A 10,068-nucleotide genomic window follows, 5' to 3' on the forward strand; every position below is an offset into this window, starting at 1 on the left:
GAGCGGTCGGATATACATTCACGGTGCCGGATCCGCTGGCCAAGGCGGATGAGGCCGCGGCCGCGTCGGACAGCCTGCGCGCGCCGATGCCGGGATTGGTCAAGCTGGTGCGCGCGGCAGCGGGCGATACCGTTATCAAGGGCCAGCCGCTCCTAATCCTCGAAGCGATGAAGATGGAGCACACGATCGCCGCACCCCATGATGGGGTGATTGCCGAGATCGCGGCCGAAGGCGCGCAAGTGAGCGACGGCACGGTGCTGGTGCGGTTCGAGGACGCACGGGGCTGAGCTGCCGGTCGCCTTGGATCGGCAACGGGACAAACTGGCTGGGGCGGCAGGACTCCAGGGGGCGCCGTAGAGCGCCGAACTGGCCTCCAAATCAGTGCCAAGGCACATACGAAAACGGCCGGGACAAATCCCGGCCATTTCCAATCGATCTGCAGAACGAATTACGGCTTGATCGGCGCGTATTTGCCGTCGTGCCACTGGTTGATGTCGTAGCTGGCGTTCTTCAGGTCGCCCTTCTCGTCGAAGATCACGTCGCCGACCACGGTGCTGATCGGCTTGCCGTCCTTCAGCGCCTCGGCGACCTTGGCCGGGTCGTCGGTGCCGGCGCGCTTGACGCCTTCGGCCACCGCCTGGATCACTGCATAGGAGAACAGCGTGAAACCTTCCGGTGTGAAGCCGCCTTGCTTGATCTTGGCCACGGCCTCCTTCGCTTCCGGCTTCGACTGCGGATCCGAGGGGAAGACGAACATCGTGCCTTCACCGGCCGGGCCGGCGATCTGCCAGAATTCCGGCGAGGCGATCGAGTCCGGCATGATCAGCTGGAACTTGACGTTCTGCTCCGCTGCCTGGCGCAGGATCAAGCCGGCCTCCGGATGGTAGCCGCCGAAATAGACGACGTCGGCCTTGAGCTCTTTCAGCTTGGTGACCAAAGCCGAATAGTCCTTCTCGCCGGCATTGATGCCTTCATAGTCGACCTCCTTGAGGCCGCCGGCATTCATGGTCGCCTTGACAGCATCGGCAACGCCCTGACCGTAGGCGCTCTTGTCGTGCAGGACGACGACGTTCTTGCCGGCATATTTCTTGGCGATCCATGGACCGATGAAAGCGCCCTGCGCATCGTCACGCGTGTAGAGGCGCATGATCGTCGGCCAGCCGGCCTTGGCCGCGGCGTCGGTCAGTTCCGGATTCGACGAGGCCGGGCTCATCATCAGGGTGCCGGCTTCGGCGTAGACGGCGGAAGCGGGAATGCTCGAGCCCGAGCAGGCATGGCCGTCGACGAACTTGACGCCGTTGGCAACGATACGGTTGGCGACCGACACGGCCTGCTTCGGATCGCATTGGTCGTCCTGGATGTCGATCTTGATCTTGTTGCCGTTGACACCTCCGGCGGCATTGATGGCATCCGCCGCGGCCTGCGCGCCCTGCTTGAACTGGTCGCCGATGTTGGCGAGCTGCCCGGTCATCGGGCCGACCACCGAAATCGTGATGTCGTCGGCGAAGGCAACCGATGCGCTCATCGTCAGGCCCAATGCGGCCGCGCTCAAAATACCCAATCTTTTCATGACAATAGAACTCCTCCACTTGCGCGCGGCCGTTCCGGCCACGCTTCTTCCAGAGAGCCGGGACAATTTCACCCTTCGCCGGAACTGTCGAGAGCACAATGTATCGGGATTTGGTTCATTCCGACGGGGAGTTCTTGGGCCAAGCCGCCGTTCCCATACAGCCGGAGACTGCGCAAATGCAAAAGCCGCGCCGGCCTTGTCCCAGCCGGTCGCGGCTTTTGCAGTCGAGCTTCCCGGCGCCCCGCGCGCCTGAACCCGCTCGCTTCCCTGTGTTGTCGCACGGCTTGAGTTCGTTGACCTGCCGCGTTCTTGGTCTGGTTAACCGGCCGTCTTTTTGCGGCCTTGTCCCTTAAGAGCTTTCGGGCCTTACCCCGCAAAATCAGTGCATCGTCATCCATTCGCGCGCTTCGCGCAGCGCCTTGGCGATCTCGGCCTTCGACATCGATGCCGACAATTCCGAGCGCAGCTCGGCGGCGCGGAGCGATCCCTTGATCGCGGCGATGTTGAACCATTTGTGGGCGGCAATGACGTCGGTCTCGCAATCGCGGCCGGTCGCATACATCATGCCCAGTTCGAAAAGAATGTCGGCCTGGGCAGTTGCCCCCATGGCGCCGAAGCCGGCTTCAAGCATTTCAAAGCGTGCCATTTCAATCCCCTGTCTGCTCCCGAGAGCTGCCTCCTTCTGTCCCTGGAATTCCCCTGGGCGGGCCGCTCTTTCGATGCTTTCGAGGATGACGGCTCGCCTTGAATCCGTCGTTAAATGGCTTGCTTAATTTGAAGAAAACAAAGCTAAAACAAGAGGTAAACGCGAAGAACCGTTAAGCATAGGAATCCAGCAATTCAGCCGATCTGCGCCAAATTCGTCGAAAATTTGAGGCGCGGGAATCAAGACTTCGCTAACCACGGAAACCGAAGCCTTTTTCGCCATCCGTTCATTTCCAGCGACCGACGCGGCCGAAATCCTTACAAGCTTCCGTCGCGGCACGGCTTTCGTTTTGGCGATGGCTGGATTAGCTTTACGTTTGCGTAAGGGACAGAGAGGCGGGACGAGGCCCGCCGGAACCCTAAAGGGAGGACAAGCATGTCTCGAAAAGTCAGCCTGGCCCTGGCGGCCACCTTGATGATGGCAGGCGCCGCGTCGGCCGACCCGATCGAGGGCAATTGGAAGACGCAGGCCGGATCGACGGCGGCGATCGCCGGCGGCGGGGCGTTTTCCATCACGCTCAAGTCCGGCAAATATGCCGGCAAGACGATCGGCTCCTTCAAGGCGGCCGGCGACAACAAGTACACCGGCACCATAACGGACCCCGAAACCGACAAGACCTATTCCGGCAAGGCGACGCTTTCCGGCACCTCGCTAAAGATGAGCGGCTGCGTTCTGGGCGGACTGATCTGCAAGACCCAGACCTGGCACAAGCTCTGACAGTCGAACGGATGACGATACAAAAACGGGGCCCGGCGCCCCGTTTTCTTTTTGAGCGCCGTTTCTGAGCGCAACGCTGGACAAGGCACTTCGCAGGCCTTCGGCCGGTCATGACCCCATCAGCCAATTTGAACGGCAGATGAATATCGGTCTCAGAACCGGTTCAGAGGCGTTCGGGCATTCTCCTCGCCATTGAAGGAGAGACCAATGCTTGTCGGCCGCTTCACCATCGTCTGCCTGCTGATGAGCCTGTTCGGCATGTTCTTCGCCATCCTCGTGGCCGAAGCCGGCCGTCCGGCGCGCTCACCGCGAATGGCCGATACCTGCCGGCTGGACTGCATGAACCATTTCGGCCGCTGAAACGACGAATACTCGAAACCGGAACGACCACCATGAACCGCATCGCTGCCTCCACCCTCAAAGCTCTTCGGCTCCTGCCGCGGGCGATGCTCATCCTGATGGTGCTTGCCGCTCCTGTGCTGGCGGTGCCGATGATGCGCGCCGACGCCGGTTCGGTCATCGAGGCGCCAACGCCGAAGAAGGCAGGCATCGGCTTCGTGCTGCTGGTCAGCCTGCAGCGTGGCTGACACGGCCAGAGAAAAATACTCCGCAAGGCGGGCTTCGCGCCCGCCTCCCCCTCCCAAGCGCTCTTCCAAATCCCTATATTGGGCCATGGAAAAGCGAATCTACCCCCAAGCCATCGAATCGGTCGTCATGCCGGAGCCTTTCGGCAGGCAGAGTTTTGACGACGCCAAGAAGGCGGTCGCGGCGCTGGAGGCGCTCTACGACCGCAACACCAAATTCCTGCGCGATTCCTTCGCCAAGCTCGCCGCCGGCGGCGACGAGAGCAGGCGCTACCGGGCCTTCTATCCGCAGATCGGCGTCACCACCACCTCGTTCACGCAGATCGACTCGCGCCAGGCCTACGGCCATATGCCGACGCCCGGGCATTTTGCCACCACCATCACCCAGCCAAAGCTGTTCGAGAACTATCTCGTCGAGCAGCTTCGGCTCATCATGCGCAATCACGGCGTCCAGGTCACGGTGTCGGAATCGACGACGCCGATCCCGCTGCATTTCGCCTTTCTGGAGGGCACCTATGTCGATGGCACGGCTGCCGAGCGGATCAGGCGGCCGATCCGCGACCTGTTCGACGTGCCGGATCTCGACGGCACGGACGACCAGATCGCCAACGGCACTTTCGAGGTGGCGTTCGGCGAGCCGAGGCCGCTGGCGCCGTTCACGGCCCAGCGCATCGACTATTCGCTGCACCGCATGACGCACTACACGGCGACCAGCCCGCAGCATTTCCAGAATTTCGTGCTGTTCACCAATTACCAGTTTTACATCGACGAGTTCGTGGCGCGGGCCCGCGAGCTGATGGAGAGCGGCGGCGGCGGTTACAGCGAATTCGTCGAGCCGGGCAACCTCGTGACTAAGGCCGGGGCCGGCGCGGCGAGCGAAGGCACCCCGCCACAGCGCCTGCCGCAAATGCCGGCCTACCACCTGAAGAAGTCGGGCCATGGCGGCATCACCATGGTCAATATCGGCGTCGGCCCGTCCAACGCCAAGACCATCACCGACCATATCGCGGTGCTTCGGCCACATGCCTGGGTGATGCTCGGCCACTGCGCCGGCCTGCGCAATACGCAGGCACTGGGCGACTATGTGCTGGCCCATGCTTATGTGCGCGAGGATCATGTGCTCGACGACGACCTGCCGGTCTGGGTGCCGATCCCGCCGCTGGCCGAGATCCAGGTGGCGCTGCAGGAAGCGGTCGCCGAGGTAACGGGACTTTCCGGCTACGATCTCAAGCGCATTATGCGCACCGGCACCGTCGCCACCATCGACAACCGCAACTGGGAACTGCGTGACCAGCGCGGACCGGTGCAGCGCCTTTCGCAGTCGCGCGCCATTGCGCTCGACATGGAATCGGCGACGATCGCCGCCAACGGCTTCCGCTTCCGCGTGCCCTACGGCACGCTGCTGTGCGTCTCCGACAAGCCTTTGCATGGCGAACTGAAACTGCCCGGCATGGCGACGGAATTCTACAAGCGGCAGGTGGCGCAGCACCTCACCATCGGCATCAGGGCGATGGAGAAGCTGGCCGAAATGCCGATGGAGCGGCTGCATTCGCGCAAGTTGAGAAGCTTCTCCGAGACTGCTTTCCAGTAGCCGAGGCAACTCATCGTCTTGCCCGGGCCGCAATTTTGCCGATAAGCAGGCCTGAGCGAGAGTATGTCGCTGCAAAAAGATGCCGGCGACATTCGGCAGAACACGACTGACCATGACAACAGGCGGCGCGCGCTCAAACATGACGGCTGGGGTGGCATTCCTGGCGATGACGGCACTCACGGCCGCGCTGCTGGCCGGATTCCTCGGCGCGCTGCATCCGGCCCTCGATTCGTTCTCGCATTTTCGTATTCACCTGAGCGTGCTCACGGCGCTCCTGGCGGTGGCGCTGCTTGCCAGTTCCTACCGGCTGCAGGCGGCAGCAGCGCTGCTCTTCGCCCTCGCCTGCCTCGCCACGACGGCCAGCGCGCTGCCCAGGTTGTGGCCGCAGCAGGCGGTCGCCAAACCTGCCGACCGTATCGTCTATAGCCTGCTGCAGATCAATCTTCGCTTCGACAATCCGACGCCCAAGAAGGTGCTGTCGCTGATCGGCCGCACCAACCCTGATGTGATCACCCTCGACGAGGTGTCGGGAATGTGGACGAGAGAGCTCGGCTATATCACCGGCGCCTATCCGTACCGCATCCTCTGCCCCTACCCCAACGGCGTGTTCGGCGTCGCGCTGCTCTCGCGACGGCCTTTTGCCGCCGGCACGGCGCCGCATTGCGAGCCGCGCGGCGCGATGGCTACCGCCACGATCGATTTCGGCGGCACCGGCGTCGATGTCGCGGCAATCCATTTGAGCTGGCCGTGGCCGCGCGAGCAGTACTGGCAGATCGGCGAGCTGGCGGGGCCGCTTGCCGCGCTCGGCGAAACCGCCATCATGGCCGGCGACTGCAACGCCGTGCCGTGGAGCGCTGCAGTGCGTCGTGTCGCCTCGCTCGGCGGACTGAGCGTTATGCCGTCGGCCGGGCCGACCTGGATCCATCGGAAGCTACCGGATTTCATCCGGCGCTTCGCCGGCCTGCCGATCGACCAGGTGTTCAGCAAGGGCGCCGTGACCATCCACTCGGCGACGCGGCTGGAAGACGCCGGTTCCGACCACTTGCCGGTGCTGATCGAGTTCTCGTTGCGGTCCGACGGCCGACAGCCCGAGGACGAGCATCAGTCGGCGCTGGCGGCAAACGCACAACTTGGCAACACGGGCGGTTAGCGTCGCATTGCTTCCCGCCGCATCGCCGGTTTCTGCTTGTGCCGCTAAGGCCTGATCAAAGCAGCGACGAGGTGCTCGACATGACCTCCTTCGCGGTGCTCGCGGGCATCGAAGGCATTTTGCCTGGCCTCGTATTCGGCATAGACGGCCTGGATGCGCCGGCGCGCCTCGCTGCGCGCCTTGTAGCAATAGGGGTCGTTAGCGACCCTAAGACCGGTGATCGAGCGATCGGTGACGCGCATCATTTCCCGGGCAATGCGGCCATGGGTTCCCTCGTGGGCGCGCACGCCGGCGAAGAACCGGTTCCAGCGCTTCTTCAATGCAGGCGTGGCTGGCGACGCCAAGCGGGGGAAAGTGTAGAAGAGACTGAGCGTTCCGTTTGCCTGCCGTATCCGGCACGAGCCCTTGTCCTGGATAACGCCAAGCTCCCAGTCGGCCGTATAGGCGGTCTGGGCGATGGCATGCGTCATGAAGCCGTGCTTGGGGCCCCTGCTGCCCATCGCCTCGATGAGCGCCGCGCCCGAATTGCCGGCAATGTCATAGGTGCGCGTCTGGACCAGCACCTTGGTGCCGGCCGAAGCCTGCGGCGCGCAGAGCGCGCCGAGCGCGACAAGGCATGTCAGAACCGCCAGGCGCATAACCGTCTCCTCCCTATCCTCAGGGAAAGGGAACACAAGCAGGCAGCGGATTCAACAGCCTTGAGGTTGCGCCGTCGCAACCGTATTGCTCTTGGTGCCGCCTCTTACCCGGCTCGAACCAGCTTCTCCCACAGGATGGCGGCTGGCGAGCCGGCCCGGCCAGACGTGGGGCTCACATGCCTTGGTAGACCGGCCCCTCTCCGCCTTGCGGGGGCACCCAATTGATGTTCCGGTTCGGGTCCTTGATGTCGCAAGTCTTGCAGTGGACGCAGTTCTGCGCGTTGATGACGAAGCGCACGTCCTTGGCGGACGGATCGGCAGCGGCATTGCCGTCCTTGTCCACCCACTCATAGACGCCGGCCGGGCAGTAGCGGGTCGATGGCCCGGCGAACACGTCGTGCTCGGAACGCTGCTGCAGCGCCATGTCGCCGACGATGAGGTGCACGGGCTCATTTTCCTCATGGTTGGTGTTGGACAAAAACACCGAGGAGAGCCGGTCGAAGGTCAAGACGCCATCCGCCTTCGGATAAGCGATTTTCTGGTGCTTGGAGGCGGGCTCGAGCGTCGCATAGTCGGCCTTGCCGTGCTTCAGCGTGCCGAAGGGCGAGAAGCCGAACAGCGTGTTCAGCCACATGTCGAGACCACCGATGCCGACACCGACGATGGTGCCGAAGCGCGACCACAGCGGCTTCACGTTGCGCACCTTCTTCAGGTCCCTGCCGATGTCGCTGCCGCGCCAGGCGTCTTCATAGGAGGCGAGCTCGTCATTGGCCCGGCCGGCGGCAATGGCGTCCGCGACATGCTCGGCCGCCAGCATGCCCGACAGCACCGCATTGTGCGAGCCCTTGATGCGGGGCACGTTGACGAAGCCGGCCGCGCAGCCCATCAGCACGCCGCCCGGGAATGAAAGCTTCGGCACCGATTGCCAGCCCCCCTCGGTGATGGCGCGAGCGCCATAGCCGATCCGCTTGGCGCCCTCGAAGGTGCCTCTGATCGCCGGATGAGTCTTGAAGCGCTGGAATTCCTCGAAGGGCGAGAGCCAGGGGTTCTTATAGTTCAGATGGACGACGAAGCCGACCGCCACCTGGTTGTCTTCGAGATGGTAGAGGAAGGAGCCGCCGCCGGTTTTCATGTCGAGCGGCCAGCCGAAGGAGTGCTGCACCAGCCCCGGCTTGTGGTTCTCAGGCTTGACCTGCCAGAGTTCCTTGAGACCGATGCCGAACTTGGCGGGCTCGCGGCCGTCGGCAAGCTGGTATTTGTCGATCAGTTGCTTGGCCAAAGAGCCGCGCGCGCCCTCGCCGATCAGCACGTATTTGCCCATCAGCGCCATGCCCGGAGCGTAGGCCGGGCCATGCGTGCCGTCCTTCTCGACGCCCATGTCGCCAGTGATCACGCCGGTCACGGCGCCGGCTTCGTTGTAGACAAGGCTCGCCGCGGCAAAGCCCGGATAAATCTCGACGCCGAGCGCCTCGGCCTTGGTCGCCAGCCAGCGGCAGACATTGCCGAGCGAGACGATGTAGTTGCCGTGATTGTTCATCAGCGGCGGCATCAGGAAGTTGGGTAGGCGGAAGGACCCGGCGGGGCCGAGCACCAGAAAATGATCGTCGGTGACAGGCGTCTTGAAAGGGTGCCCTTCCTCCTCGCGCCAGCCCGGCAAAAGGCGGTCGATGCCGATCGGGTCGACGACGGCGCCGGATAGGATATGGGCGCCGACCTCGCCGCCCTTTTCCAGCACGACGACGGAAAGGTCGGGGTTGAGCTGCTTCAGACGGATCGCCGCGGCAAGGCCGGCCGGACCGGCGCCGACGATGACCACGTCGAATTCCATGCTCTCGCGTTCGATTTCGCTCATCTGCCCCTCGCTGGCTTGCCCTATTCTCGCATTTTGCTGGCTCACGCGCTGCATAGCGCATCAATTCGCGACGCGAAACCGGCGCTGACGTGACAAAGCCGATTTCGACAAAAAGTCGCGGTGTTCCATACGAAACGGCCATCGGACAGGCGACGGCGAAGCATAGGCCAGGGTCATGCAGTTGGAAGGCCAGGCCTGTTCGGCACGTTTTTAATTGTTCGACGGCTTGCTTATCGGCAATACTTGGCCCCATGCGCACTCCCGAGCCAATCGGCTTTTCATTGAAGCGCTTACTCTTCACGCTCGGCGTGCTCTGCCGCGCGGTTCTTCCGCTCCTCTTTTCGCTCGGCGCCGCCCAGGCCGATCCGCAAAAAGTCTGGGCGGCCGGCGCCTACTCCTTTTCCGACGAGCTCGGCGGCTTCCGCATCACCGGCGCCTCCGGAATTGGCACCAAGGATGACCCGCTGGTCATCACCGAGGAGCTGAATTCGGCGACGCCAGTGACGCTGACCATCCGCGCGATCAGGCCGATCGAAGCCTTCGGCAGGGCCGGCAACGTGGCCAATGGGGTTATGTACATGCGCATCGACGTGCTCAACAACAGCTCCCTGCCCTGGGTCGAGTTCCAGTTCGAGTTGCAGGAAATCCTCGACCAGCCGAGCGTGTTCGGCGACGGCCTCTCCTTCGACCAGCGCAACAAGAATCCCGACAACATCGTCTCGAGCAACTTCGCCGATTTCGACCGCCAGTTCGAACCCTATGACCGGCTCTTGTTCAAGAACGGCAAGGTCGACCCGCTGAAGACGGCGACGTTCGAGTTCCTGATCACCGACTACACGCCGCGCTGGACATTTTTCCTGGTGCAGGATCCGCGCATACCGACGGGCTGACAGACATTGCGCTGAATGGCGAATTCCCGGCGGTTGCAAATCTTTGCCGCGCGGACGATGGTGGCGCCATGACTGCCGCCTCCCCCAACAACCCGATCGATATCGCAGAGCTGCTGGCCTTCTATGCCAGCGCCGGCGTTGACGAGGCGCTGGAAGACACACCTGTCAACCGCTTCGCCGAGGCCAAGCCGAAGCAAGCCGAGCGCGCGCCGGCGCAGGCGGCGACCGCGCGTGAAAGCATGCCCCTGGAGCGGCCGGCATCGGAGCCCGGATTGGAGGCAGGCCGGGCGGCGGAACGGCCGGCGGCATCGACGGGACTTGACGCAAGCCAAGTGCCCGATGCGCCGCGGCGCCCGACGCTCACCACCGC

General features: G+C 63.4%; 11 protein-coding genes and 1 pseudogene. 8 read left to right on the plus strand and 4 right to left on the minus strand.

Going from position 1 to position 10,068, the window contains the following annotated elements; genetic code table 11:
* Nucleotides 1–287, plus strand: a 287-nt coding sequence (locus EOA79_RS24975) for a biotin/lipoyl-containing protein (RefSeq protein WP_348631869.1), incomplete at its 5' end; no start/stop codon positions are given.
* A gap of 161 nt (nucleotides 288–448) precedes the next feature.
* Here EOA79_RS24975 and EOA79_RS24980 read toward each other — a convergent pair.
* Both EOA79_RS24980 and EOA79_RS24985 read right to left on the minus strand, forming a co-directional pair.
* Complete coding sequence (locus EOA79_RS24980; RefSeq protein WP_067321025.1) at nucleotides 449–1,570, minus strand: ABC transporter substrate-binding protein; 1,122 nt, start codon at nucleotides 1,568–1,570, stop codon at nucleotides 449–451.
* Nucleotides 1,571–1,949: 379 nt separating this feature from the next.
* Nucleotides 1,950–2,216 (minus strand): sel1 repeat family protein, encoded by a 267-nt coding sequence (locus EOA79_RS24985; protein ID WP_066997543.1) that lies wholly within the window; start codon nucleotides 2,214–2,216, stop codon nucleotides 1,950–1,952.
* A gap of 435 nt (nucleotides 2,217–2,651) precedes the next feature.
* Here EOA79_RS24985 and EOA79_RS24990 point away from each other — a divergent pair, with 435 nt between their 5' ends.
* From EOA79_RS24990 to EOA79_RS25005, 5 genes are all read left to right on the plus strand, one after another.
* A complete protein-coding gene (locus tag EOA79_RS24990; RefSeq protein WP_095823699.1) occupies nucleotides 2,652–2,993 on the plus strand; it encodes a DUF2147 domain-containing protein in 342 nt (113 codons plus the stop codon).
* 207 nt (nucleotides 2,994–3,200) lie between these two features.
* Nucleotides 3,201–3,353 (plus strand): hypothetical protein, encoded by a 153-nt coding sequence (locus EOA79_RS32965; RefSeq protein ID WP_164748458.1) that lies wholly within the window; start codon nucleotides 3,201–3,203, stop codon nucleotides 3,351–3,353.
* 32 nt (nucleotides 3,354–3,385) lie between these two features.
* The gene (locus tag EOA79_RS24995; RefSeq protein WP_067321018.1) at nucleotides 3,386–3,580 is read left to right on the plus strand and encodes a hypothetical protein; all 195 of its coding nucleotides are present in this window, start codon (nucleotides 3,386–3,388) and stop codon (nucleotides 3,578–3,580) included.
* Nucleotides 3,581–3,707: 127 nt separating this feature from the next.
* The gene (locus EOA79_RS25000; protein WP_245299647.1) at nucleotides 3,708–5,168 is read left to right on the plus strand and encodes an AMP nucleosidase; all 1,461 of its coding nucleotides are present in this window, start codon (nucleotides 3,708–3,710) and stop codon (nucleotides 5,166–5,168) included.
* Between the two features lie 166 nt (nucleotides 5,169–5,334).
* The gene (locus tag EOA79_RS25005; protein ID WP_245307403.1) at nucleotides 5,335–6,318 is read left to right on the plus strand and encodes an endonuclease/exonuclease/phosphatase family protein; all 984 of its coding nucleotides are present in this window, start codon (nucleotides 5,335–5,337) and stop codon (nucleotides 6,316–6,318) included.
* A 44-nt stretch (nucleotides 6,319–6,362) separates the two neighbouring features.
* On the opposite strand, the gene EOA79_RS25010 is transcribed toward EOA79_RS25005, so the two are convergent.
* Nucleotides 6,363–6,956, minus strand: a complete 594-nt coding sequence (locus EOA79_RS25010) for a DUF922 domain-containing protein (RefSeq protein WP_095823700.1) — start codon at nucleotides 6,954–6,956, stop codon at nucleotides 6,363–6,365.
* 172 nt (nucleotides 6,957–7,128) lie between these two features.
* Nucleotides 7,129–8,808: an electron transfer flavoprotein-ubiquinone oxidoreductase gene (locus EOA79_RS25015; RefSeq protein ID WP_095823701.1), complete on the minus strand. Its 1,680-nt coding sequence runs from the start codon at nucleotides 8,806–8,808 to the stop codon at nucleotides 7,129–7,131.
* 251 nt (nucleotides 8,809–9,059) lie between these two features.
* On the opposite strand from EOA79_RS25015, the gene EOA79_RS25020 reads away from it, so the two are divergent.
* A complete protein-coding gene (locus EOA79_RS25020; protein WP_067321008.1) occupies nucleotides 9,060–9,698 on the plus strand; it encodes a hypothetical protein in 639 nt (212 codons plus the stop codon).
* Between the two features lie 68 nt (nucleotides 9,699–9,766).
* Nucleotides 9,767–10,068, plus strand: a pseudogene (locus EOA79_RS33735) (uracil-DNA glycosylase); the annotation flags it as partial.

The sequence above is a fragment of the Mesorhizobium sp. M1A.F.Ca.IN.020.03.2.1 genome (assembly GCF_004023205.1).
Classification (GTDB): Bacteria; Pseudomonadota; Alphaproteobacteria; order Rhizobiales; family Rhizobiaceae; genus Mesorhizobium.

Excerpts from the sequence above, each read along its gene's own strand:
- EOA79_RS24990 (WP_095823699.1), top strand. The coding sequence starts at position 2,652 with ATGTCTCGAAAAGTCAGCCTGGCCCTGGCGGCCACCTTGATGATGGCA.
- EOA79_RS24995 (WP_067321018.1), top strand. The coding sequence starts at position 3,386 with ATGAACCGCATCGCTGCCTCCACCCTCAAAGCTCTTCGGCTCCTGCCG.
- EOA79_RS25005 (WP_245307403.1), top strand. The coding sequence starts at position 5,335 with ATGACGGCACTCACGGCCGCGCTGCTGGCCGGATTCCTCGGCGCGCTG.
- EOA79_RS24980 (WP_067321025.1), bottom strand. The coding sequence starts at position 1,570 with ATGAAAAGATTGGGTATTTTGAGCGCGGCCGCATTGGGCCTGACGATG.
- EOA79_RS32965 (WP_164748458.1), top strand. The coding sequence starts at position 3,201 with ATGCTTGTCGGCCGCTTCACCATCGTCTGCCTGCTGATGAGCCTGTTC.
- EOA79_RS25020 (WP_067321008.1), top strand. The coding sequence starts at position 9,060 with ATGCGCACTCCCGAGCCAATCGGCTTTTCATTGAAGCGCTTACTCTTC.
- EOA79_RS25010 (WP_095823700.1), bottom strand. The coding sequence starts at position 6,956 with ATGCGCCTGGCGGTTCTGACATGCCTTGTCGCGCTCGGCGCGCTCTGC.
- EOA79_RS24985 (WP_066997543.1), bottom strand. The coding sequence starts at position 2,216 with ATGGCACGCTTTGAAATGCTTGAAGCCGGCTTCGGCGCCATGGGGGCA.
- EOA79_RS25015 (WP_095823701.1), bottom strand. The coding sequence starts at position 8,808 with ATGAGCGAAATCGAACGCGAGAGCATGGAATTCGACGTGGTCATCGTC.
- EOA79_RS25000 (WP_245299647.1), top strand. The coding sequence starts at position 3,708 with ATGCCGGAGCCTTTCGGCAGGCAGAGTTTTGACGACGCCAAGAAGGCG.